Here is a 22919-nt window from a genome sequence, read left to right as displayed (position 1 = left end):
ATTAGTAGACAGTAACAGTGACGTTTTGACGTCCCCAGTTGAGTGCTTCTTGTTGTGAACCAACGAGAAGATCAAGCTTGTTACCTTGGATAGCGCCGCCACGGTCAAGTACGATGGCTTCACCGATACCTGAGATGTGCATGCGTGTACCAATTGGGTATTGAGCTGATGCTGCAACGATACGCATACCATTGTACGTGATCGTATTTGTCACATCATAACCGCTGGCAGTCAATGCACGACCGTTGTAAAGGCGGCTACCATTGTTTGATGGGTCAGTTGTGTACGCTGTAACGTTCATTGTTACTTTCGTACCTGATTTTGCTGCTGTTGTTTGTTTTGTTGCTGCAGCTGGTTGAGCTGCTGCTTTTGGAGCTGCTTTAGCAACAGGTGCTGCTGGTTGAGCTGCTGGAGCTTTAACAGCTGGAGCTTTTGCTGTTGAACCTGCTAAAGTTGTATAAGCGCTGTGTACGTAACGAGTTTTTCCGTCGATTGTTGTTTTGATCCAAGCACCGACTTTGCTTTCTACGTTAACGGACTGGCCTTTATACAAGTTGCCAACGTCTTTAGAGTTTGTAGTAGGTTGCGAACGAACGTTTAATACTGCCGTAGTGACTGTAGCTTTTTTAAAGTCGAACGAAGAACCGGCTGAAGTGTAAGCACCGTGTACATAACGTTTTTGGCCATTGATGTTTGTTTGAATCCATGCACCAGAACGTCCTTCGACATTTAATTTTTGACCTTTATATACGTTACCCACATCCGCTGATGCCGTTGTAGGTGCTGTGCGTACATTTAATACCGCTGTATTTACTGTTACCGTCTCTGAGGCAGCCTCTGTCTCTTGGGCGAATCCTACTGATAGAGCCGTTGCTGCAAGACCTGCAGCGAAAACTGCTTTTTTCATTATTGATGTCCTCCTGACATATGCTGTGTTTACTGTTCCTACTTTACACGGCAATTCAGGGTTGTGCGTTTACAGGTCAGAGTCATTCAAGTTACAAAGCGGGCTAGTATGACAAACAGATTGCAAAAATGCATGTTTTGTCACGTCTAGGTCATAATGCTTGGTAAAATAAAGAAAAAGTAGGACTTTAGGCATGGTATAGAAGAAATATTCTAACTATTCCCCGAACTTAAGGCTCAAAGAAAGACTGAAAAGAGAGTAACTGGACGGAAGTAAAGTATTTTTTCAATGAATCGAATGTAAAGCTCGATTAAAAAAGATGAATTGAACGCATTATATAGAAGAAACACGAAAAAGCCGTCAACGGATTGATCCGTCGACGGCTTTTTCTCATTCGTATATATGGTCTGTCGATTTCATCCAATTATCCTAAAACAGATTCATTTGAAGACGGATAGGTATATTTTTGGACGAAGCGAGTGTATTCAAGGAGTAATAAATCCAGTTCATGACTCAGCTTCAAAACATGCGGGGAGGTGAAACTAGACCGATCTGCCTGATGATACAATTCACTTCGTTTTGCTTCGATCGCTAAAGTCAATAGATGTTGGCTTGTCATAGAATCCTCCCTTACATTGATGTCATATCCATATTCTAGCAAGTGGTTTCTGCCAGCGCAACGACATTTCATCTGTTTTGAGGAAATGTAATTTTTTTGTAATTTCAGTTGTCACGAATCTTTTTAATTTTTCGGAAGATAATAGGTGCTAAATATCAATTAGTTTGGCAAAATAGAGAAGGAACTTCTTCTTATTAGAAAGGAGCTGCTGAAATGGAGCTCTCGCTTTGGTTAGCGTTTGGTGCAGGGTTATTGTCTTTTGTCTCACCTTGTACGCTTCCGTTATATCCGGTGTTCCTCTCCTATATTACCGGTGTTTCTGTAACGGACTTGAAAGAAAAAGGGGTCAGGGAAAAACGGTCGCTGTTGCATACAGTAGCGTTTTTAGTTGGATTTGCGATGGTTTTTGCTGTTCTTGGCTTATCAACTTCCTTACTAGCAGACGTCTTCATTACCTACCGTGACACATTACGGATGGTCGGTGCGCTTGTTATTTTCGTATTTGGTGTAGTGTTGCTTGGATTATGGCAACCGACATTCTTGATGCGTGAGAAAAAACTCAATTTAGGTGAACGAAAGGGCGGGTACATCGGTACCATCCTTGTCGGAATTGGTTTTGCTGCCGGATGGACACCCTGTACGGGCCCGATTTTGGCAGGCGTCATCGGACTTGCAGCGACGAATCCAAGTCAAGGTATGTTGTATATGCTGTTTTATGTGCTTGGGTTCTCAATTCCGTTTTTATTAATGGCCTTTTTCGTCGGTCGTTCGAGATTATTCGTTCAGTACAGTTTAAAGATGACGAAATTCGGTGGAGCATTGATGATGTTGTTCGGAATCGTTCTGTATTTTGACGGACTCAGTGCATTTGCTGCATGGATGAGTGATATCGTAGGATTCACCGGATTTTAACAAGGAAGTGATGGGATGATTTGGGTATCAACAGGGGTTGCGCTCGTCATGGGGTTGCTGATCAGCTTCATTCGTGTCAAAGCTTCGGCTAAACCGACGAACGCTAAAAAAATCTTAATCCCGCCATTCGCCATGTCGACCGGGATGCTGCAGTTTTTATATCCGGCATCCCGTCTGACATGGACGGAAGTGGCAGAAGCATTATTGGTCGGTGCAATCTTCAGTATTTTTTTGATCAAGACGTCCAATTTTTACGAGGCAGAAGGGCAAATTTATTTGCAACGTTCAAAAGCCTTTTTCATCGTCCTGTTCGGGATTCTGATTGTCCGGACAGTCGCGAAGTTTGTCATTGGCGGTCAAATCGATATCTTTGAGACGGGTGGGATTTTTTATCTCGTGGCGTTTGGAATGATTGTGCCTTGGCGGATTGCGATGTATCTGAAGTACAAGCAGGTCAAGTCGGGAATCGTTCCGGTCGAACATTTACCGCAAAACTAAAAGGAAGGATTCTCATATGAGAGTCCTTCCTTTTAGTTTTGGAAATAAAGTTCGTAATCGCGCCAGTCGATGGCGTGTTCACGTAAGGCTTTTTTCAAAAATTTATGATCCCGTTTCGGTGTCGCGGAAATATAGCCTTTGACGACAAGCTCGGACGTCATCACAGATGCCCGTTCTTCCAGTGCGAACTGTCCGATCCGTCCCGCGATCTTCCGACGTGCCACATCCCGAAAAGCAGCCGGAACAGGCATAACTAGTGCATTTAATAAATCAAGTGTCTCATCCGTCCATAAATGGCGGGTCTGATCGATGTATTCATCTTCCCAGTCCATCATCGATTTGCCGTCTTCTTTCGGAAGTTTCTTTAGGAACTTCCGGAACATGAAGAAACCGCCAATCGCCATCAATGTGATCATGATAAAGCCCCAGAGCAAAATTCCATTCATGAACCATGCCATCCGTGACTCATCCCCCTTTCAACATCACTTATACATTAGCATAATTTTTTTTGTCATGCTATGATAAATGACGGAGAAAGTGAGGCGGAACGATGTTACAACCTTATGTACAATTGGATGAGTCCGGACGACCTCAAAAAGGTCTCTTGCCGGAGACGGCGGACGGTCGTGTCGTCGAGTTTTATTACGATACGAACGGAACGGACATCACTGTCGTATTTGTGACGATTCCTGTTCAGCATACGAGCCGGAAGCGTGCGTTCACGGTCGGAAAAACGTTTAAGACGATTTCGACGCTGGAGGACTTTACGTTGTTACGATACGACTTGACGGATCACAAAATCCTTGCGACACTCGAGATGTTTGCGGATGGGTCGGAGCGTCAAATTGATGCTTCGAGATTGCTCGACTATTAAAGAAGGAGGAGACGCGGATCGCCGCGACTCCTCCCTTTTTAATGTTCGATAGAAATCGTGCCGTCCTCAATCGAGACCGTCCCGCCAATCGGGAAGGTGAACAGCGGCATCGTATGACCGAAGTCTACTCCGGAGATGACCGGAATCGAGGAAAGAGCAGGGTACAAGCCGACCAGATAACGAAGATGTTCATCCGTCATCTGTGTTGCGAGCTGAAAACGACCAAAGACGATCCCGCGAATTTGTTCCGCTCCAGGCTGTGCCATTAACGAGGCAAAGTCACGCGCGAATGTCGCCGGATGGACTTCGTAATCATCTTCCAGAAACAGGACACTGTCACGTAAGTCCGGAAAGTACGATGTGCCCTGCAGAAGGTTCAACGTACAGAGATTTCCCCCGAGCAGGCGTCCTGTCGCAACGCCGGAAGACAGGATGACGGGTCCCGGATTTGGAAGCGTCACGTCTTTTCCTTCATGCTGATCATGCCAATTGACACTCGGCAGAATCTGAGTCGTCCCGCTTTCGAATAAAACCTTCTCGAACGACTGTAACGTATAGGCATCACGAGAGGCGAGTGCGCGCAACATCGGTCCGGAATAGGTGACGAGCCCACTTTTTGTCAGGAGTGCCTGACTGAGTGCCGTGATGTCAGAAAAACCGCAAAGAATCTTTGGATTATTCCGGATTAAATCGTAGTCCAGTCCGTCAAGCAACTCGTTGGAACTAAATCCACCGCGGACACATAAAATCGCATCAATCGATGGATCTGCGAAAGCGGTATGGAGATCGTCCAGGCGGCATGCGGGATCGCTCGAACCAAACGGGTTTACTGCCCGGGCATGCTGACTGATCGAGACGCGTAAGCCGAACGATTCCAAAACCGTAATCGCCTGATCCAGGATTTTTGAATCAACCGTCGCAAGACTCGAGGCCGGTGCAAGCAAACGAATGTGCGAACCGTTCGCAAGACGTTTCGGGACGATGACAGGTATTTGCTGTTCAATACATTCAATCCGATTGCCGAAAGGATCCGCTGTGAAGAAGCGTCGTCGTGGTGCCAGCCGGTCATCAAACTGAACGGGATATCCGGCATCTTGTAACCGGTTCGCCAAGTCGTCCAGTTGGGAAAAGGTCAGACCCGGATGCGCTTTTGTTGCAGGGTAAAACGACTCTTCGATACCGAGGTGGAGGGCGGCAGCATTCGATTCAAACCAGACACCGCCACTCGCTTTGACACCAGCCGGTTTTTCCACTTCCTTCATATGTAAAAGCCCGGCATAAAAAGCCCGAGCTTGTTCTTCGGAGTTTCTTGGGGCAGCTAACTGTACGTGATCTAACATTCTGACACGTCCTCTCAAGAAAATTAAACGATGAATTCCGTCACCCGTTTGAGTTCCCGTTCGACGAAATTCAAATAAAAGTGTCCGTCAATCCGTCGATCCAGTTCTTGGGCGACTTCGTAAATGTTTGAGCGCAGGACTCCGAGATAGGCCACTTCGGCATGACGGGCAGCCCGGTAAGACGCTGCATAGTGGGCCAGTAAGAATTGCAGGTAACCACGGTCCGTCAATAACGGAATCAACTGTTTTTTCTCTTCCATCGACCAGACGTACTTGTCGTCGTAATACATCGCGGCATACAGATGATATGGTTCATCGCCGCCCGTGAAGAGAGGTTTGACCCGTTTAACCTCTTGAATCAATTGTTCCGTCCAATCAAACCGGTCTTTTTTCCGGCTGATGAATAACGGAAGGATGAACGGGTGGGCTTGATCGGGCATACGCGAACAACCGCGTTCATGGCGGATTGCGGCGTACAGCAACAGGGCCCGGTCTTCGTAACCGCGTTCGATGGCATAAATCATCCGGCTGAAGCCTTCGCAAGACGGGCAGTCACTTAATTCATCCGGCGGGGCGTCGACCCATTCCGAGAGATAGTGATCAGCCTGTTCTTCGTCACCGAGTTTGCTGTAAATCATAAAGCCGATGTAGTCCCTTGTCCGGGCAAAACCGTGGGCGTCACAAAAATCAACGAACCGGTCAAAATCTTCTTCTAACAAGGCGACGGGCATATCTTCCTGTTCGGCTGCATAAATTAAATAGGATTTATAATTCCAGTACAGATCAAGTTCCTGTTTAGGCGTTAAAGTCAATTCATCTTTTCGGACCCAATCCATCAAAAGGGAAAAGGAAACTAAAAAAGAGCGGAAGTGACCCAAATCAAATTGGTTTTGAGAAAATGTCCACAAGGCAAGGGGACGGAGTGTCGCATCGGTCGTATCTTCAAAGATGGTCCAAAGTGATTCACCACGTTCGAGTGACGGATCTGCCTCTTTTAAGCGGAGATATAAACTGTTGAGTTCTTCGTGAGGGTTCATCTGTACCCCTCCTTTCTTATATAAGTATACCACGCACGGATTCAGAAGGCGTCACGGATGTCGAGCGAAAAAAAATGATTCCGCCCACGATTAGTCGCGGCTCGGAATCATTTCAAGGATTTGTCGATGTGTGGAACTCGTTGGATGAAGTAGATCATTTATCGTGTAACTGTTCAAGACTTGATGAAACGCAGCAATCGCGTCATCAAAAGCTTCGCGTGCAGGGTCTAAAGAAGGAAGTTCAGACATCCCTTCGAGTGGATCTAGAAAATGGGTTGTTGGTTCAAACAATTGCACTACGTCACCGATATAAATTTCATCCGGCGGGCTTGCCAAACGGAATCCGCCACCTCGACCACGAACAGAATGAATTAATCCATTTTGTCCTAAACGATAGACGACTTTCATCAGATGATTTTTTGAAATGTCGTAACAGTCCGCTACTTCCTGGATTCGGACCAATCGATCAGAGTGTGCCCCGGCAAATAACAGGGATCTGATTGCATAATCCGTATAACGTGTCATGCGCATTTTCATCACCTACTTAACTACACATGTTAGAGAAGTTTAATAGGAAGTACAAGTTTAAATGTGCGTATCTAAAGATGCATTTTAGAGATTGAATTTAAAGAAAAGGTCGGTCATAATATACGAGGAAAGGTAGGTCATGTCATGCATTTTGATCAGGCATTACACCTGTTACAATCGATCGGACCGCAAGTGGATCAAAACGGCTTACGGATTGCCAGCCGTTTTTATAAACAGTTGCAATATAAGTATAGCGCAGAACTACAGGAAATAGGAAATCTCGAGCTTCCATCCCAAAGCTTTGAGCTCCGGATTCTCCGACTGGCTCAACTTTTAAAGCATGTCACGCATCAACATGAATCCAGTGAACTGTTTAAAATGGTCTTATTAAATGAAATCAATCAAACAAAATCATTTATCCTGACATATCCAGACATCATTAGTACCGAGATTGTCGATGCGGTCAGAGTGGAGCTTGGGTTGTCACCGACGGACCCGGTGCTTGAAGCCTGGCAGATTGTGCACCATCAGTTAGTCGAGACGTGTCGCCATTTTTGCAAATATAAGCAACAGGGTGACTGGTCTCGACTTGGTGTCTTGCTCGTCGCGGAAGGGCATCATCTGGGTGCCATCATCGATGAGGCGCAGTATGCGTTGATGAGTGGACGGACAACGACGATTTTACATGTTCGGCCAACAAAACCGTCTTCCAAGAAAATGTTGTCAGATCTTAATTTACTCACGAAACAGGGCTTAATTTTTCATAGCATTCAGAATGAGGGATGGGACGAAGAAATCGAGAGTTTCTTAGGATTGATTTCAGTAAACGATCCCATCGTTTTCGTGAGTGGGTCCAGTCGATTCATTGCAGAAGTACAACGAACGTTAGAACCTCTGCCCGTCATATTTGGTCCATTCGTCGCGGATGGTGTGTTGCCATCTTGATGGGGTTCGAAAATCGAGTCTGTCTTTTGGAACATTCGAAGCAGAAGCCATTTCCTACATGAGCTGTTTCGGGTTCCGGAATGCTTTGAATGTATAATCAATTTTTTCTCAGCTATGAACAGACCACATATTTTGTCAAACAATCAGGAGGCAATAACGTGTCAGGGAAGTGAACGGGGCTTTTGTCATATAAACATGCGTATAGGAGTCACCAAACGTGATCAAGGCAGAGACAAGATGAGCCCGGATATGGCGACAAGAATGGCTTCGTCGTTGTGGTGTAATCAACTCGTCCCGATTGGAATCGAAGTCTAATAACAGCTGGAGCGGTTGCTCCGTAAAAATCGTCACCTGACAGTGAATCCCGACTCGTTGATAGTAATCGAAGATGCACTGGCGAACGGATAGCGCTCTTTCATGGGTAATCATATGCATCGTCTCTCCCTTAACCCGGAACTGAAGCATCGCGATTCCTACGTTATCCCGATCCTGACACTCCCATCACTGACACTGAAGCAGTGGGCTTCCTGTCCTCAAATTCTGTGAGAAACCTTCTCCCTTTAAACATAACACAGGTAGGGGAGTTCAATTCCTACTGTGGAGAGGAAATATCTCCACGGAAAACTTGTAAAATAAATACTACTATTTAATTATCAATACCCTTTCTCCTCCTCGAATATCATATAGGACGAAACTCCTTATTAAATCATATACATACGAAAACCCCAAACCGGATACTTTTGACGAATGTCTGGTTTGGGGTTTCTATATTAAATGAGTAAAAAAATCTACTTTAATCCTATATCCGTTATGCGGATTGAGACAACCGTTTCGCGCGTTGGATCGAGCGGTCGAGCGCGAGATAAACAAGTCCGGACAGACAACAGGCGAGTCCGACACCGGCAAGTGCATATTGTCCGTTTCCGGAGTCAAGGAACAGGGATCCGAGGAGCGGTGCCGTCACACCTCCGATCAACCACTGGATACTGGCGGCACCGTTATACGTTCCGCGCAAGTGTTCCGGGGCGATCAAAGCGATGAACGTCATCTGGACCGGCGACATAATCATCTCACCGAGTGTATAGAGGGCGTAAATTGCTAATAAAATCGTCACGAGCACGATATAGCCGGTTCCAAGCGAAAACAGATAGGACGGAATGAACGCAAGTAATATCATCCCGAGTCCGAAGATGCTGGCGCCAAGCAACATGACCTTTCCGAAGGCTTTACCGGACAGGCGCGCTGCGACCGGGAACTGGAATAGAACGACCATGATACCGTTTAGTCCCATCAGATACGGGAACGGATTTTTATCGTTCGGCAGTCTCGGTAACGCTTCCTTCAGGAAAACCGGCAGCATGCTTTCGACGAGAGCGAAGCCCATCGAGATGAAGACACCGGCGGCAATAAAAATCACGAAAACATGATCTTTACGCAGGACAGTGAAGGCTGACAGTTTTGGCTCGTCCTGCGTGTGTTCGATCTGATCCGGCTTTGTTTCTTGGATGAACAGTAACAAAACAAGGGCGTACAGGAAAAAGACGGCGGCAGCAGCGTAAAAGATCAGCGACCGGTCGACGAACAGGACGGCACTTCCGATCAACGGACCAAACGCTGCCCCGACGTTATGTCCCATTCGCAGCAGTCCGAATGATTCGTTAAGCCGCTCCGGCGGCGTGACATCAGCGACCATGGCGCTTGCGGCAGGGTGGAACAAGGAATTCGTCAGACCGAGTAAGGCATTCATTAACAATAACGGCCAAAACGAATCGGCGAACGAGAAGCCGATCAACGCGATGACATCGCCGACAATCGAGATGACCATCAGCGGTTTACGTCCGTACAGGTCGGCGAGATAGCCGCCGAGGAACGAACCGAACAGGGACGTGATGGGACCGGTCGCCATGATGAGACCGACTAAAAAGTACGAATCAAGCTGTTCGGAATAGTACAGAACAAGAAATGGTGCAATCATGAACATCATGACTCCGGTAATCGTTTCCCCGACGAACCGGATCCAGATGTTACGGTCAAGCTGTTTTAGTGCAGTAAACATAAACAAAACCCCTTATATTTCCGTTTTTAAATCATAAAAAAGACGGATACGCACAAATATAGGCATACCCGTCCTGATATAAGAGGGCAGCATGTACGTATACGCATACGTACACCCTGCTTAATTAAAAATTAAACGATTGGGTGACGTACAGTTGTAGCCAATACGTGAATCGATGGTTGCTGATTAAATGATTGTGACATTGTACGTCTCCTCCTTCTTGTAATAGTAACTTCCTCGTCATCGTATAGAACATCAGGCTGGGTTGTCAATACGAAATCTGAAAATTAAGTCAACAATGTGAAATGGACGAGACTGCGAAAATTCGGTATGATAGACTAGTTGCGAAAATGAGCGAGTTAACCACTTTTTAAGAAGATTTTTAATATATAGGTGAAAGGAATTACCCTACATGACAAAATTACTCCAAACCGAAGTCGAGAAACGCCGGATCTTCGGAATTATTTCCCACCCGGATGCCGGGAAAACGACATTAACTGAAAAATTCTTACTCCACGGTGGCGCGATTCGTGAAGCGGGATCGGTCAAAGCACGGAAAAACTCAAAATTTGCGAAATCCGATTGGATGGAGATTGAAAAACAACGGGGAATCTCCGTTACGTCATCCGTCATGCAATTTGAATATGACAAAAAAATCGTCTCGATCATGGATACACCGGGTCACTCCGATTTCGGGGAAGATACGTACCGGATCCTGACAGCCGTCGACTCGGCGATCATGGTCATCGATGCGGCAAAAGGGATTGAGTCACAAACGAAAAAACTATTCCAAGTCTGTCGGATGCGCGGGATTCCAATCTTTACGTTCATTAACAAGATGGACCGCCAAGCGCGTGATCCACTCGAATTGATGGAAGAGCTTGAGGAAGTCCTCGGCATTCCATCGGTTGCCGTCACATGGCCTGCCGGATCGGGACAACAGTTTGAAGGTGTCTACGACCGTGTCAACGAGAAGTTCCACTGCTTCAAAAACGACCGTCTGACGATTGATCTCGGTGAAGAAGGACTCGCAAACGACCAGTTGGCGTCGACGATCAACAACGAAATGTACGATACATTAGTGGATGAAGTCGATTTACTCGACGGAGCCGGAAACGAATACAATGAAGAACTGATTGCAAAAGGTGAATTGACACCGGTCTTCTTCGGTTCTGCCTTAGTCGACTTCGGAATCACACCGTTGCTTGAGCATTACCTCAACTTGTCCCCGTCCCCGACGCCACGTGAGTCGAACAAAGGACAAATCGAGCCGGCGCAAGATTTCTTCAGCGGTTTCGTCTTTAAGATTCAAGCGAACATGAACCCGAACCACCGCGACCGGATTGCCTTCGTCCGGATTTGTACCGGCAAGTTCGACCGTGGTATGGAAGTTGTCCTGACGCGGACCGGTAAAAAAATGAAGCTGTCGCAATCGACACAATTTATGGCGGATGAGCGGGAAACGGTCAACGAAGCGTTTGCCGGCGACGTCATCGGATTGTATGATTCCGGTAACTACCAAATCGGTGATACGATCACGAATGGTGATCCGAGCCTACAGTACGAAGCATTGCCGACATTTGCACCGGAACTGTTCCTGAAAGTCTTTACAAAAAACGCCTTGAAATCAAAACAGTTCCAAAAAGGGATTGAACAGCTCGCACAAGAAGGAGCGATTCAAGTCTATAAAACGGAATACAACGAGGTCATTCTCGGAGCAATCGGACAACTTCAGTTTGAAGTTTTCGAACACCGTCTCAAAGGCGAATACGGCGTTGACATCTTAAAAGATGCGGCGAACTTCCAGGTCGCGAAGTGGGTCAAGGTGACGGAAATCAGTGAAGTCAAGAAATTGACGGATTCACGGACTGTCCTCGTCTACGACCGTTGGGAAAACCCGGTTCTGCTGTTTGCGAATGATTTCGTCTACGAACGATTCGTTCAGAAAAACGAGGGTGTCATCGCACTCGTCGATTCACCACAATTGCTCAACGACTAAGTTGCTGAAACGTATCTTCCAATTCACCGGAAGATACGTTTTTTTTTCGTTTTGAGATGCAAAAAGAAGGGTAAAAATTGAAGTCTGTGAATTCATATCTCTGTGAGAGGAATGGTGTTGACGATGGCGAAAAAATTTATCGGCATTTTTCATGATGAATCGAGTTTACATCAAAAAATGCAAGCATTGAAAGAGCGGGGACATAAGGATTCTGATTTCTCGGTAGTGGGACGGGACGATGCAGCAGATGAGACATCGGGTGCTTCCTGGATCGATCAAGTCAAATCGAAGTTCAGCCATGAGCCACCGCTTCGGGAAACGTTAAAACGTGTCGGGCATTCCGATGATGAAGCGGAGCGCCATTACCAGGAAGTCGAGCGGGGCGGAATCGCGCTGTTCGCAAAAGACCTTCATGACGACCATGACCATTCGCATGATCACGATGACTCACGCGACCATCTGCATGACGAAGGACACCGGCATGACGGCAAAGTTGAAAACCTTGGCGTCAACGATTACGAGTCGGAGCATGAATCCGATCATGATAAAAGCGACCGTTCGAAATGGAAAGCGGACGATTTAGATTAATAGAACCCGACGCAAAGCTGAGCTTTTCAGTTTTGCGTCTTTTTTGAGAAGTGAAGTTTGTTCATTACCGCTTTAAAAATCACCGATGCTATACTGAACGTATTAAAGAGGTGAAGAAAAATGAAAAAAACAGCCGCAATACTTGCCGGTCTCAGCGTTCTCGGAGCGGTCTTCATGACCCGTTATCCGTTATTCGGCCGCCGACCATCGAAGTCGGATCAACAGCGTTATGCCCGTTCGGCTCAGTTTTCGAACGGAAAGTTTCAAAATGAACTGCCGTTCCAATTAAAAATGGAATGGGACACAATGAAAAGTATCTTAAAAGATTACGGACGGGAGCTGCCGTCGTTAAAACCGGTCAAACCGTTGCCGGTCGCTCCATTTGAACGACGGACGGACGGAACGGAACCACGCGTGACCTGGTTCGGTCACTCGGCATTCCTGCTTGAACTCGATCAACAGACAATCTTCTTTGATCCGATGCTCGGACGTGCTCCGTCACCGTTTCCAAAACTCGGGGGCGGACGGTTCCAGACGACGGCACAGGTCGATCTTGATGCCTTACCGCCGATCGATCTCGTCATCTATTCACATGACCATTATGACCACTTGGATTATCATTCGGTCCTGGCGTTAAAAGACCGGGTCGGACAATTCATTGTTCCGCTTGGTGTCGCAAGCCGACTGAAGGGCTGGGGTGTCGATCCGGACCGGATTACCGAACTCGATTGGCATGAATCGATTGAGACGAACGGTCTCCGCCTGACGGCGACACCGGCCCGGCACTACTCGGGTCGTAACGGGCTTGATCAATTTTCGACGCTTTGGGCGTCCTGGGTGATTGAAGGCTCGAAAAAAGTCTTCTTCAGCGGTGACAGTGGTTACGGTCCCCATTTCAAGGCAATCGGGGAACAATACGGTCCGTTTGACTTAACGATCATGGAATGCGGACAATACGACACCCGCTGGTCGAGTTCGCATATGTTACCGGAGCAGACGCTCGCGGCGCATCTTGATGTCAAGGGGGACGTGATGATTCCCGTTCACTGGTCGGCGTTTACGCTGGCATTCCACCCGTGGTTCGAACCGGTCGAACGGGTGTTGAAGGAAGCAGCGAAACACGGCGTGCCTGTCGTGACGCCGATGATCGGTGAAAGCGTTACGGTTGCGAGTCAGACCCGTAAATGGTGGCGTGAAGTTCGATAAAGTGCACCTCGTCTTCCTTTCCCGTGCTTTCCTCAGGCTAGACACGAGCCGCGGCTTCTGTCATGCCGAACGAGTAGCCGGGTCTCGTTTGTCTCTGACAGCGCGAAAAGCACGCACTTTTTTCTGTAGGAGTTACGGGGAAAAGACGAATTTAACGAAAAGTTTGTAAGACGAGAATGATTTTTAATCGTTCTCGTTTTTTTGTTAGATGTACTCATCTTTTTGAAAGGGGAGATTAATTTTGAAAGAACAATTGAGTTTGTTGGATGACTTGTCTCAATATAGAAATGCTGAGGAAATGTCGACATATTATAAGTTCATAATTGCTCATGCTAAAAAAGATTCTGCAGTTTTAAGACTGTTAAGATTAAAAAAAGGACGCTTTAAAGAGTTTTGTGAAGAGTTTACGCCAGCCTATATTTTTTCGATGTCGACATTCTTTCCAAAAGACGCACAATTAAAAGTTGTTTTAGGAAACCAAGGATACGATTTTTTAATGAAAAGATTTGACGGAGTAGTTGAGAAATTTGAAGTAAGTTCTTACATAAACGGGCAAGAAGATACAAAAATCTCACAGAAATTAAATGAAGTTGGAAGATGGCAATCACGGTTAAGCAGTCTAGAATCTCTAGAGGAGAAAAGAAATATCTTTCTTGAAAAGACAAAAAAGAATATCATCAAAAAATCTCAAAAAAATTATGACAATGTGACATTGATTTTTTCTACGACAATATTTACATTAAAACACTTTCCAGAAAATCACGAGTACTTGCTCCAGGAAAAAATCATCGAATATATAAAAGAAACAACCTTTCATGCTAAAGGAGTTTATCTGATAACTGATAATGGAGATGCAATTGAGCATAGTGCTGCGCATATGCTTCGGATCAAATAAAATAAAATCTTTAAAACCATTGTGTTTAAGTGAAACTCACAAACAAAAAACATCCCCGTTCTTTCGCTTATTGCGAGAGGTAGGGGATGTTGTGTTTTCGGAAAGATTAGCTAGCAAGTTGTTCTGATTTAGCTTCACGTCGAGAACGGAAACGTTCGATGACTTCAAACCCAAGGACAAGCATCGTGCCGATCAGTAAGCCGTTACTGAAGAACGGACGTAACGTCAGCGGCAGGATTTCCGCCAAAACCGTCGATTGCAACAGAATGCTGATTCCGATGACGGCACAAATCGCAAAGGCATGCTTCCGGCGACTGGTCGTCATGCTGCTTTCAGCAGACTGCCAGGCAATCAGGAACATGTGTGGTAACGTTGCGAGCAAAGCCGCACTAGCGACACTGCGCGGCAACGTCGCGATAATCCCGATGATACTCGGGAAAAACCCAACCAAGGCGATGACAAGTGAAGCAATCAAAAATGGACGACGTTCCTTACTTCCCGTCTGGGCGATGAAACCACTTGTGATCGGCAACGGGACCGGAACGAGCGTCGAGAACGTCGCCGCGATCAAGTGAATGATGCCTTCGACCGTCAGCCCCTGATTCAAAGCCCCTTTTTTCTGAATCGTCGCTTCGACGGCGCTTAACGCGGCAATCAAGTTGACGATCAAAAGAATCGCAAACGGAATTGCAACCAGGAAGGCACTGCCGTCAAATTGCGGCATCCCGAATGGTAAGGCGGTCGGAACGGCGAAGATACCGGACGCTTCCGGTAACGACGGACGGCTGACCAACCAGCCGACGACAATGCCGATCATCAAGGCGAACGGACGGAGGCGGGTCGGACCAAATTGACTGAGTCCGAGGACAAGCAGGAATGTCAGAATGCCGGCAAGACGTGTTGCTTCGACGGCGAGAACGGCACCAAGCATGACGCCGGTCAGTTGAATACATAATAAAAGCAAAAACGTTCCGCTGACGAGCGGCGTGAAGACCGGTAATAAAAAGCGGGTCCATCCTGTCAATCCGAGGAAAATCAAGACGACGCCCGCAATGACGACAGCGGCCATCGCAATCGTGAAGGCCGTCTTTGAATCGACCGGCAACGCGGCGATGACGACAAAGATGCTGACCCATGAGCCGGCAGGACCGGACACGATCGGTAAACGGTGACCGAACAATCCATGGAGGAAACAGGCAATCCCTCCGACAAAGAAGGAGCGTTGGACAAGTGCGGCCGTCTCGACACTCGAGAGATCAAACAGGCTCGCGACGACGATTGGCAAGGCAATCGTATTGGCTAATAAGAATATAATCCACTGGACCGTGGACGTCGTACGTTTCACAAAAATCGTCTCCTTTAAAAATCGCTGATTTCAGCATCGTATCATATGATTGATGTTATGATTCATACATATTTATGACTTAAAACATATGAAAGAGATGATGAATATGGATTTACGCCAATATCGGTATTTTTGCGCGGTCGTCGAAGAACAGTCGGTCACGCGGGCGGCAGAGCGGTTACGAATGGCACAACCCGCTTTGACGCAACAGATTCGGAAAATGGAAGAGTTGCTTGGGGTGCGGTTGATCGAACGGGCAGGGCGCGGCATCCGGATCACGGCAAGCGGAGAGCGGCTGTATGAACGGGCCGTCTCATTGTTGCGTTACGAAGCGGAAACCCGGATTGAAGTCAGTGACATTAAGGAAGGACGAGCTGGGATTTTACGGATCGGTGTCAATACGTTGTCCGCCGGGCGACTGACCGGCTGGATCCAAGAGATGAAACGCCGGCATCCCCGGATAACACTGCAAATTCATCAGGGAGAGTCGGGTGTATTAATTGACCGTCTGAAGGATCATGCGATTGACGTAGCGCTCGTCCGACTGCCGATTGAGGCCCAGGGCGTGACAATCGAATGGATGGAGGAAGAACCGTTTTACCGCGTCCATCATCCGAATTTTCCGGACGCCGACGTCATCATTCCGAGTCAGGAAGGGCTTGGTGTCTTTCAGACGCTCAGCCAACAGTTCGGCGTTGTCTCACAGGAAACCTGTTCCGATGTCCTGACCTTGATTGGACTTGTCCGCAGTGGACAAGCGGTGACACTGTTACCGGAAAGTACGCTCCGCGAGCTCGATATGACGGGACTGGTGCGGGAACGGTTACCAGACGCGACGAGTACGACGGCTCTTGTCTGGTTGACGGAAGACGGTCAATCGGCGCTGACCCAACAATGGGTCTCGATTGTCCACGAGTAAGAACGAATTGTTAAAAAAGGGATTTTATAGGATACTTGAACAAGGTACAGGAAGATAAGGGGAGGATGAAATGAAGACGATTCGCGGAAAGTACGGCGAAGCGAAGATTTTTACACACAATGTCGATGACATGACGATTGAGCAAGTGACAGGGATGCTGAATGAAAACATTGCTGTCGGCGGAAATGTCCGAATCATGCCCGATTGTCATGCGGGCAAGGGCTCGGTCATCGGCACGACGATGCGGATTCATGATAAAGTCGTCCCGAATCTCGTCGGTGTCGATATCGGCTGTGGGATGTTATGTACACAAATCATACGGGACGGAAAAGGCGGGATCGACTACGAAAAACTGGATGCAACGATTCAGGCACTCGTTCCGAGCGGCATGTCCGTCCGCAATCAGCCGCACCGGTTGTCAGAACAGATTCCATTTGAGCAGGTTCGGGCGCCGTTTAACGAGACGCGGGCCCGATTGTCGATCGGTACGTTAGGCGGCGGGAATCACTTTATCGAGCTGAATACGGATGAGGAAGAAAATCTCTACCTCGTGATTCATTCCGGCAGCCGGAACCTCGGGAAAACGATTGCCGAGCATTATCAAAAATTAGCGGAAGCGTCGCAATTCACTGTCGATACAGAAACAATCGTCGCATCGCTGAAAGAACAGGGACGTGAACAAGACATCCAATCGACTTTGGTCGAGTTGAAGAGTCAGTTCAATGAAACGAATAAAGATTTGGCGTACGTGTCCGGTTCCGATATGGACAACTACCTGCATGACTTAAAAATCGCCCAACGTTACGCGGCACTGAACCGTCAAGCGATGACCGACGTCATTGTTGAAGCGATGGGCTGGTCGGTCACGGAACAGTTCGATACGATCCATAACTACATCGATCTCGAGCAGATGATTCTCCGGAAAGGTGCGATTTCAGCGCAAGCCGGTGAAGTCGCCATCATTCCGATGAACATGCGCGACGGTTCACTGATTGTCAAAGGAAAAGGCAATCCGGACTGGAACTATTCGGCGCCACACGGAGCAGGACGTATCATGTCCCGCTCAAAAGCCTTCAAATCAGTGGACTTGAAGGAATTTGAGGAGACGATGCAGGAGGTCTGGTCGAGTTCGGTCGTCGAATCGACGCGCGATGAGTCACCGTTTGTCTACAAACCGATGGAAGAAATCATCCGAAACACAGAGGACACGGTCGAGTTATTAAAAGTCATCAAGCCGCTTTATAATTTTAAAGCGAAATGATGGGACGAAGTACGAATAATATTACTGGCAGATGAACTGATGACTGTCTTGGTCGCAAATCCCTGTCGTGAACCCGGCTGTTAAGAGAACGGACTGTGAGGCACGGTTATCAGGTGCGGTATAGGCACAAACCTGTCTGACCTTCATGTCCTGCAGTCCAAACCGGGTAACCGTTTTGACAGCTTCCGTCATGTAGCCCTGACCGCGGAAGTCCGCTTTGAGTACATAACCAATCTCGGCGATGTTATTTTGATAGCCTCTGCAAAAACAGCAGTTCCCGATGAATTCGCCGGTCGACTTTAAATACAGCCCCCACGTAATGCCGTCCCCGTTGAGGTAATCAAGGGCAATCTGACTCAAAATCCGGATGACATCCCGGCTGTTCTGTGCCTGTTGCCCGTCATAGGCCGTAATCTCAATCATTTGGTTTGCTTCGCTTAACCGGATTTCCCTTAACAGGAGCCGTTCGCTCGTCAGTTCAGGAAAGACGTCAAAATAGTATTTTTCTTTCACGGGGCATGCCTCCTTTAGTCTTTTTATACTTTAATTGTACGTTATCCGATACGAATCGAAACTAAAAATCCGTTCATTGATCAGGAGGAACTCACATGCCAAAAAAAGCTTTAGTCGTCATCGATATTCAAAATGACATGACAAAAAACTACAAAGAAGTCATTGGGACGATCAATCAGTCGATTGACTGGGCAATCGAACAAAACATGCATGTGGCCTATATCCGGCATGAGAATTTATCGGCTGGAACAAGAACGTTTAAGACCGGAACACGTGGTGCCGAGTTGGCACCTGATTTAAAGATTGTGTCGGATCACATTTTCACGAAATATAAGGGGAATGCCTTAACAAGCGAAGCTTTCGCAGCATTCATTGCGCAACATGACATCACCGGCTTTTATCTGACCGGCGGAGATGCGACGGCTTGCGTCAAATCGACGTGCTTTAATTTACGTAAACTGAATTATGACGTGACGGTGATCACAGACGGCATCACAAGTTATGACAAAAAGAAACTGCCGGAAATGATTGAATACTACGCGAAAAAGGGCAGTGACATTGTTCAATTGAATGACTTAGTTCGTAATTGACTGGTACTTTTGAACAGAACTCATCGTGAATCAGCTTGAAAGGAATGAAGTATTATGAAATTAATTTTGATGGGAATCAGTATTATTTTATTTGGAATCGCTCTGATGATCGGCTTTAGTCCAGTGGGATTAAATGACGTGTTGGGTATTAAAATTGGAATGACAGTATCATTTGTTGGGTTACTCGTTACGTTCATGGACTTTTTTATCAGTGTGAAGCAATAAGCCAGATATGTGCATACCAAAGTGAAGGAGGTTTTTACATGAGAAGCGTAATTAAAGTAATGATTGTGTTATCTGTATCATTGGGTCTGATGTTGACAGGTTTTCCTTCAAACGAAGCCATAGCGAAAACTAAAAAAGAAACGCAACATGAAACCTTTAAAAAGTTGAAAATGAATGCCTCGATGACCAGTGTTGCGGAAGTCATGTATGGCAAAAGCTATAAAAAACATCTGTGTGACCGCTCGGAGGATGAGGTGAAAGTTAATGTTTTATGCAGTGGTGAATTGAACGATTCCAATACATACGATAAAAGCGGGAAGCTAAAATATTTGAAGTATGAATTTTATCTGTACCCAGATTCAAAGGTACCGAATGAATCGGACAATCCGGATGAAGTGACGTTCCAAACCGTCCGGATGTTGCTCGTATTTAAATCGAAAGAGCAAACTAAGCAGTTAAAGCTCGTCGAAAAACATTGGTTTGACTCATCCGCTGTCAATTCTAAACGTGTCTATAACGATCAAAAGATTAAAAAAGGCATGACAAAAAAACAGTTGGATGCGGTGATGACGGGAACAGGAATCGGGAAACATGAAAGAGTCTCGTATATCGACTATTCAAAAGTCGGGAAGCAAGCCGGTAAAAAACAGCCTGTTTTTCCAAAAGCGTACAAGACGTATTCGTATTCCGTTTTGAATCAGAAAGAGAATATCCTGTACTACTTCGAGACGAAGTACAGTCTGACGAAAAAAGAGTACGTCGTTTCGTATGTCGATACGTGGACGGAAGATGTTAAATGAAATTCAAGAAGGGCTTCTTACTATTATTGTTGAGTATTTTTTTCATGACGGGATGTACAAATAATACCGTATCCTCTAAACCGAAACCAGAAATTAAACAAGTGACGACGACTAACCAGAAAATAAATGGAAATCGAAATCAAATCTTAAATCATGACCAGTTTAAGAAACTGTTTGAACAGATGCACGAATATTTGAAGATTGGTCATTTTCAACTGGAAGCAAGTACGCTGGGATCAGATTTCACAATAATCGACAGGGAGTTAAGCTTTGGTAAAAGAAAATGGCTAACCGTTGATGGAACCAGTGACAGTTCCTCGTCACAAGAAAGTTTGTATTTCGAAGACGAAAAACAGACGACTCAGTTATCCATCCACTTTGCATTCACAGACCACTACATAGGGGAAGACATGGTCCAGTATCCAAGCAATTCAGGTTACAACAAATTGAATCAAAAACTCGCGAATAAATCAGATTTAATTATTATCAGCTATAAGAACATAGTGATTTCGGTGCAGCAAAACACATTAGGTAAAATAGATCCTGAAACGACACAACTCGCCGTAAAGAGGATCATCAACGAATTAAAACAACTGAAGTAAATCCTTACTAAAACGAGAGAACTCCCAAATGTAGGAGTTCTCTCGTTTTTTTAATTCTTTCAAAAGAATAGTTGTGTTTTAATAGTCAACGAATCGTTTTTAAGGCGCCAGCCCAAGGGATGACTTGATCGAGCATTTGGTTGACGGAATCTGCTTGAACCGGTGCTGCTTTTAATACAGCTCCATTCTCAAAGTCAGTGAACAGCGAGAGGGCAGGGTGGACGCGGACGTCTGCAATCAACAATTCGCCTAAAATACCGCGTAAGTGTTCTGCTGCGCGGGCGCCGCCGACTGAACCATACGAGACGATACCGGCTGCTTTATTGTTCCACTCGACACGGAGATAATCGAGGGCATTTTTTAAGGAAGCGGAAATCGAGTGGTTGTATTCCTGTGTGATGAACACAAATCCATCCTGAGCGGCAATCGCTTCAGACCAGGCAGCTGCACCGGATGCATCGCCGTCCTTTTCACCGAGCAACGGTAATTTGTAATCGGCGATGTCAATGATTGTATAGTTGGCATCTCCGCGATTGTCCGCGAGCTCTTTCACCCAATTTCCGACTTGTGGGCTTAAGCGACCTTCACGTGTTGATCCCAAAATGATTCCAATGTTTAACTTTGTCATGTTCGTTTCCTCCTCTTGTTGTGGTGTTTCCTTTGAACCAAATAATTTACTGAATAGACTCAAATGAATTCCTCCGTTTTATAGGTATTCTTTTTCAATCGTCCGCGTGCTGCGGACGGTATCAATCGGACGGACCATTTGCTCGATCTGTTGACGTTGTGATTCTAAGAACGGTGGCAAGGATAATTTCTCTCCGACCGTTTCATACGGCTCGTCACCCAAGAAACCGGGGCCATCTGTTGCCCATTCGAACAGGATACCTTGAGCGACACGGGCATATAAGGATTCGAAGAAGAAACGGTCGACATAGCCGGATGTATTGAATCGTAAATTTTGCATGCGGCTGATCCATTCATTTAAAGCGGCCGTATCTTCGACCCGGAACGCAACATGGTGAACGGTACCAAATCCTTGCTGTCCACTTGGAAGGAGGAGGTTATGCTCGACGATGACTTGCGCGCCATTCCCGCCTTCGCCCATTTCAAACAGATGCAGTGATCCGGCTTTATCGATTTCCCGCATCAGCATCGCTTTTTCCAACACTTCTTTTAACCGGTCAAATTCGGCGATCCGGATATGGATCGGACCTAAGCCGGTGATGGCGAATTCTAATGGAACCGGACCGTTTTGCCACGGCGTTCCGGAGGCAATACCTTCGTTGTGTTCATCTGAAATCAGCATGTACTGCTGGTCATCGAAATCGACGAACGAGAGGGTCTTCTTACCAAACTGTTCTTTGATGCCGCGATGTTTGACGTCGTATTTGTCAAACCGTTTGATCCAGTAGTCGAGCGCTTCATCCGTCGGCACGCGGAAAGCGGTTTTGTAGATTTCGTTTGTGCCATGCGTTCCTTTCGGGATGCCCGGGAAATCAAAGAATGTCATGTCGGTACCGGCTGATCCTTTATCGTCGGCGAAGAATAAATGATACGTCTGAATATCATCTTGATTTACGGTCTTTTTCACTAAACGCATGCCTAAGACGTTTGTGAAGAACGCATAATTTTTCTCGGCACTGCTCGTGATAGCTGTTACGTGGTGGATTCCTTTTAATTCGTTCATATAAATCGCTCCCTTAGTAGTTATTATCTCGAATTCGAGATATATTGTTAAAAAATTTAATGATTTTGTGCCTGATAGCCTATTTTTTTAGCGGTCTTAATGAACAATTCAATTTCCGCCTGGTCAATCCCTTGGAAAACCTGATTAATAGCTTGTTCATGTTCCGGGAAAATCGTATCCATCAAGTTTTGACCGTCCGTGGTGAGTTCCGCAAATGTGACACGCCGATCTTCCGGACAGGCTTTGCGGACGACGTAGTTCTTTTTTTCAAGTTTATCGATGACATAGGTGATGCTGCCACTCGTAATCAATACTTTTTTCCCAATCAGCTGAATCGGTTGTCTTCCTTTGTGATACAGCAACTCGAGTACGGAAAAATCAGTCGGATTTAGTCCGGACTTCGCAACATCCTGTTTGATGACTTCATGAAGCGCATCGACTGCGCGGACCATGACTGTCAGTGCTTTTAAGTTCGGATTCGGCTGTTCCATTTCGTTCACCTCTTTTTATCTTCAATTCATATATCTTTAATTCGAGATAAATATACCATCTGTTTTTTATGGCGTCAAT

At 46.3% G+C, this 22919-nt stretch carries 26 protein-coding genes; 13 read left to right on the top strand and 13 right to left on the bottom strand.

The annotated features are described in order from the left end of the window. Position 1 precedes the first annotated feature (1 nt). Together MUN34_RS08720 and MUN34_RS08715 are read right to left on the bottom strand one after the other, a co-directional pair. On the bottom strand, positions 2–907 hold the full coding sequence (locus MUN34_RS08720; protein ID WP_247857564.1) for an SH3 domain-containing protein: 906 nt from the start codon (positions 905–907) through the stop codon (positions 2–4). 424 nt (positions 908–1331) lie between these two features. Then, positions 1332–1526 (bottom strand): aspartyl-phosphate phosphatase Spo0E family protein, encoded by a 195-nt coding sequence (locus MUN34_RS08715; protein ID WP_026828728.1) that lies wholly within the window; start codon positions 1524–1526, stop codon positions 1332–1334. A 213-nt stretch (positions 1527–1739) separates the two neighbouring features. Between MUN34_RS08715 and MUN34_RS08710 the strand changes: the two genes are divergently transcribed. Next, a complete protein-coding gene (locus tag MUN34_RS08710; RefSeq protein WP_026828727.1) occupies positions 1740–2438 on the top strand; it encodes a cytochrome c biogenesis CcdA family protein in 699 nt (232 codons plus the stop codon). 15 nt (positions 2439–2453) lie between these two features. Next, positions 2454–2936 (top strand): CcdC family protein, encoded by a 483-nt coding sequence (locus MUN34_RS08705; RefSeq protein ID WP_026828726.1) that lies wholly within the window; start codon positions 2454–2456, stop codon positions 2934–2936. 32 nt (positions 2937–2968) lie between these two features. Here MUN34_RS08705 and MUN34_RS08700 read toward each other — a convergent pair whose 3' ends face one another. Beyond that, positions 2969–3394, bottom strand: coding sequence for a DUF2621 family protein (locus MUN34_RS08700; RefSeq protein ID WP_026828725.1), 426 nt, complete (start codon positions 3392–3394; stop codon positions 2969–2971). Between the two features lie 92 nt (positions 3395–3486). On the opposite strand from MUN34_RS08700, the gene MUN34_RS08695 reads away from it, so the two are divergent. After that, a complete protein-coding gene (locus tag MUN34_RS08695; RefSeq protein ID WP_026828724.1) occupies positions 3487–3810 on the top strand; it encodes a hypothetical protein in 324 nt (107 codons plus the stop codon). A gap of 38 nt (positions 3811–3848) precedes the next feature. On the opposite strand, the gene MUN34_RS08690 is transcribed toward MUN34_RS08695, so the two are convergent. From MUN34_RS08690 to MUN34_RS08680, 3 genes are all read right to left on the bottom strand, one after another. Continuing rightward, entirely contained in the window at positions 3849–5150 is a 1302-nt protein-coding gene (locus MUN34_RS08690) for a VOC family protein (RefSeq protein WP_247857563.1), read from the bottom strand. Positions 5151–5173: 23 nt separating this feature from the next. Further along, the gene (locus MUN34_RS08685; protein ID WP_247857562.1) at positions 5174–6187 is read right to left on the bottom strand and encodes a hypothetical protein; all 1014 of its coding nucleotides are present in this window, start codon (positions 6185–6187) and stop codon (positions 5174–5176) included. Between the two features lie 90 nt (positions 6188–6277). Beyond that, the gene (locus MUN34_RS08680; RefSeq protein WP_247857561.1) at positions 6278–6718 is read right to left on the bottom strand and encodes an RrF2 family transcriptional regulator; all 441 of its coding nucleotides are present in this window, start codon (positions 6716–6718) and stop codon (positions 6278–6280) included. Between the two features lie 141 nt (positions 6719–6859). Between MUN34_RS08680 and MUN34_RS08675 the strand changes: the two genes are divergently transcribed. Further along, positions 6860–7660, top strand: coding sequence for a hypothetical protein (locus MUN34_RS08675; protein ID WP_026828720.1), 801 nt, complete (start codon positions 6860–6862; stop codon positions 7658–7660). A 135-nt stretch (positions 7661–7795) separates the two neighbouring features. On the opposite strand, the gene MUN34_RS08670 is transcribed toward MUN34_RS08675, so the two are convergent. Continuing rightward, positions 7796–8089 carry a hypothetical protein gene (locus tag MUN34_RS08670; RefSeq protein WP_247857560.1) on the bottom strand — a complete coding sequence of 98 codons (294 nt, stop codon included), beginning with the start codon at positions 8087–8089 and terminating at the stop codon, positions 7796–7798. A 379-nt stretch (positions 8090–8468) separates the two neighbouring features. Beyond that, the gene (locus MUN34_RS08665; protein ID WP_247857559.1) at positions 8469–9716 is read right to left on the bottom strand and encodes an MDR family MFS transporter; all 1248 of its coding nucleotides are present in this window, start codon (positions 9714–9716) and stop codon (positions 8469–8471) included. Between the two features lie 412 nt (positions 9717–10128). Here MUN34_RS08665 and MUN34_RS08660 point away from each other — a divergent pair, with 412 nt between their 5' ends. The 4 genes from MUN34_RS08660 to MUN34_RS08645 all read left to right on the top strand — a co-directional run bounded on the left by MUN34_RS08660 (position 10129) and on the right by MUN34_RS08645 (position 14404). Beyond that, positions 10129–11715 carry a peptide chain release factor 3 gene (locus MUN34_RS08660; protein ID WP_026828717.1) on the top strand — a complete coding sequence of 529 codons (1587 nt, stop codon included), beginning with the start codon at positions 10129–10131 and terminating at the stop codon, positions 11713–11715. 123 nt (positions 11716–11838) lie between these two features. Continuing rightward, the gene (locus MUN34_RS08655) at positions 11839–12303 is read left to right on the top strand and encodes a general stress protein (RefSeq protein WP_247857558.1); all 465 of its coding nucleotides are present in this window, start codon (positions 11839–11841) and stop codon (positions 12301–12303) included. Between the two features lie 120 nt (positions 12304–12423). Beyond that, on the top strand, positions 12424–13509 hold the full coding sequence (locus MUN34_RS08650) for an MBL fold metallo-hydrolase (RefSeq protein ID WP_247857557.1): 1086 nt from the start codon (positions 12424–12426) through the stop codon (positions 13507–13509). Between the two features lie 241 nt (positions 13510–13750). Continuing rightward, positions 13751–14404, top strand: coding sequence for a hypothetical protein (locus tag MUN34_RS08645; protein ID WP_247857556.1), 654 nt, complete (start codon positions 13751–13753; stop codon positions 14402–14404). Between the two features lie 106 nt (positions 14405–14510). Here the strand turns inward: MUN34_RS08645 and MUN34_RS08640 are convergent, their stop codons facing one another. Continuing rightward, a complete protein-coding gene (locus MUN34_RS08640) occupies positions 14511–15749 on the bottom strand; it encodes a purine/pyrimidine permease (RefSeq protein ID WP_247857555.1) in 1239 nt (412 codons plus the stop codon). A gap of 106 nt (positions 15750–15855) precedes the next feature. On the opposite strand from MUN34_RS08640, the gene MUN34_RS08635 reads away from it, so the two are divergent. Continuing rightward, positions 15856–16668, top strand: a complete 813-nt coding sequence (locus MUN34_RS08635; RefSeq protein WP_247857554.1) for a LysR family transcriptional regulator — start codon at positions 15856–15858, stop codon at positions 16666–16668. A 70-nt stretch (positions 16669–16738) separates the two neighbouring features. Continuing rightward, a complete protein-coding gene (locus MUN34_RS08630) occupies positions 16739–17929 on the top strand; it encodes an RtcB family protein (protein ID WP_247857553.1) in 1191 nt (396 codons plus the stop codon). 21 nt (positions 17930–17950) lie between these two features. Here MUN34_RS08630 and MUN34_RS08625 read toward each other — a convergent pair whose 3' ends face one another. After that, positions 17951–18442, bottom strand: coding sequence for a GNAT family N-acetyltransferase (locus MUN34_RS08625; RefSeq protein WP_247857552.1), 492 nt, complete (start codon positions 18440–18442; stop codon positions 17951–17953). Positions 18443–18537: 95 nt separating this feature from the next. Here MUN34_RS08625 and MUN34_RS08620 point away from each other — a divergent pair, with 95 nt between their 5' ends. The 3 genes from MUN34_RS08620 (at position 18538) to MUN34_RS08610 (ending at position 20659) form a co-directional block, all read left to right on the top strand. Continuing rightward, positions 18538–19032, top strand: a complete 495-nt coding sequence (locus MUN34_RS08620; protein ID WP_247857551.1) for a cysteine hydrolase family protein — start codon at positions 18538–18540, stop codon at positions 19030–19032. A gap of 263 nt (positions 19033–19295) precedes the next feature. Further along, positions 19296–20057 carry a hypothetical protein gene (locus MUN34_RS08615; protein WP_247857550.1) on the top strand — a complete coding sequence of 254 codons (762 nt, stop codon included), beginning with the start codon at positions 19296–19298 and terminating at the stop codon, positions 20055–20057. Between the two features lie 44 nt (positions 20058–20101). Next, the gene (locus MUN34_RS08610; RefSeq protein ID WP_247857549.1) at positions 20102–20659 is read left to right on the top strand and encodes a hypothetical protein; all 558 of its coding nucleotides are present in this window, start codon (positions 20102–20104) and stop codon (positions 20657–20659) included. Between the two features lie 85 nt (positions 20660–20744). Here the strand turns inward: MUN34_RS08610 and MUN34_RS08605 are convergent, their stop codons facing one another. From MUN34_RS08605 to MUN34_RS08595, 3 genes are all read right to left on the bottom strand, one after another. Next, the gene (locus tag MUN34_RS08605) at positions 20745–21287 is read right to left on the bottom strand and encodes an NADPH-dependent FMN reductase (protein WP_119923083.1); all 543 of its coding nucleotides are present in this window, start codon (positions 21285–21287) and stop codon (positions 20745–20747) included. Positions 21288–21365: 78 nt separating this feature from the next. After that, positions 21366–22349, bottom strand: coding sequence for a ring-cleaving dioxygenase (locus tag MUN34_RS08600; protein ID WP_247857547.1), 984 nt, complete (start codon positions 22347–22349; stop codon positions 21366–21368). 56 nt (positions 22350–22405) lie between these two features. Next, positions 22406–22840: a MarR family winged helix-turn-helix transcriptional regulator gene (locus tag MUN34_RS08595; protein WP_026828706.1), complete on the bottom strand. Its 435-nt coding sequence runs from the start codon at positions 22838–22840 to the stop codon at positions 22406–22408. Positions 22841–22919 lie beyond the last annotated feature (79 nt).

Source organism: Exiguobacterium sp. 17-1, from assembly GCF_023096305.1.
GTDB lineage: Bacteria > Bacillota > Bacilli > Exiguobacteriales > Exiguobacteriaceae > Exiguobacterium_A > Exiguobacterium_A sibiricum_A.
This window is presented reverse-complemented; position numbering and strand designations above follow the sequence as displayed.

Coding starts and splice junctions, on each gene's coding strand:
- MUN34_RS08670 (WP_247857560.1), bottom strand. CDS start 8,089: ATGATTACCCATGAAAGAGCGCTATCCGTTCGCCAGTGCATCTTCGAT.
- MUN34_RS08700 (WP_026828725.1), bottom strand. CDS start 3,394: ATGGCATGGTTCATGAATGGAATTTTGCTCTGGGGCTTTATCATGATC.
- MUN34_RS08660 (WP_026828717.1), top strand. CDS start 10,129: ATGACAAAATTACTCCAAACCGAAGTCGAGAAACGCCGGATCTTCGGA.
- MUN34_RS08665 (WP_247857559.1), bottom strand. CDS start 9,716: ATGTTTACTGCACTAAAACAGCTTGACCGTAACATCTGGATCCGGTTC.
- MUN34_RS08685 (WP_247857562.1), bottom strand. CDS start 6,187: ATGAACCCTCACGAAGAACTCAACAGTTTATATCTCCGCTTAAAAGAG.
- MUN34_RS08715 (WP_026828728.1), bottom strand. CDS start 1,526: ATGACAAGCCAACATCTATTGACTTTAGCGATCGAAGCAAAACGAAGT.
- MUN34_RS08595 (WP_026828706.1), bottom strand. CDS start 22,840: ATGGAACAGCCGAATCCGAACTTAAAAGCACTGACAGTCATGGTCCGC.
- MUN34_RS08650 (WP_247857557.1), top strand. CDS start 12,424: ATGAAAAAAACAGCCGCAATACTTGCCGGTCTCAGCGTTCTCGGAGCG.
- MUN34_RS08620 (WP_247857551.1), top strand. CDS start 18,538: ATGCCAAAAAAAGCTTTAGTCGTCATCGATATTCAAAATGACATGACA.
- MUN34_RS08720 (WP_247857564.1), bottom strand. CDS start 907: ATGAAAAAAGCAGTTTTCGCTGCAGGTCTTGCAGCAACGGCTCTATCA.
- MUN34_RS08710 (WP_026828727.1), top strand. CDS start 1,740: ATGGAGCTCTCGCTTTGGTTAGCGTTTGGTGCAGGGTTATTGTCTTTT.
- MUN34_RS08605 (WP_119923083.1), bottom strand. CDS start 21,287: ATGACAAAGTTAAACATTGGAATCATTTTGGGATCAACACGTGAAGGT.
- MUN34_RS08690 (WP_247857563.1), bottom strand. CDS start 5,150: ATGTTAGATCACGTACAGTTAGCTGCCCCAAGAAACTCCGAAGAACAA.
- MUN34_RS08675 (WP_026828720.1), top strand. CDS start 6,860: ATGCATTTTGATCAGGCATTACACCTGTTACAATCGATCGGACCGCAA.
- MUN34_RS08600 (WP_247857547.1), bottom strand. CDS start 22,349: ATGAACGAATTAAAAGGAATCCACCACGTAACAGCTATCACGAGCAGT.
- MUN34_RS08610 (WP_247857549.1), top strand. CDS start 20,102: ATGACGGGATGTACAAATAATACCGTATCCTCTAAACCGAAACCAGAA.
- MUN34_RS08680 (WP_247857561.1), bottom strand. CDS start 6,718: ATGCGCATGACACGTTATACGGATTATGCAATCAGATCCCTGTTATTT.
- MUN34_RS08635 (WP_247857554.1), top strand. CDS start 15,856: ATGGATTTACGCCAATATCGGTATTTTTGCGCGGTCGTCGAAGAACAG.
- MUN34_RS08615 (WP_247857550.1), top strand. CDS start 19,296: ATGAGAAGCGTAATTAAAGTAATGATTGTGTTATCTGTATCATTGGGT.
- MUN34_RS08630 (WP_247857553.1), top strand. CDS start 16,739: ATGAAGACGATTCGCGGAAAGTACGGCGAAGCGAAGATTTTTACACAC.
- MUN34_RS08705 (WP_026828726.1), top strand. CDS start 2,454: ATGATTTGGGTATCAACAGGGGTTGCGCTCGTCATGGGGTTGCTGATC.
- MUN34_RS08695 (WP_026828724.1), top strand. CDS start 3,487: ATGTTACAACCTTATGTACAATTGGATGAGTCCGGACGACCTCAAAAA.
- MUN34_RS08655 (WP_247857558.1), top strand. CDS start 11,839: ATGGCGAAAAAATTTATCGGCATTTTTCATGATGAATCGAGTTTACAT.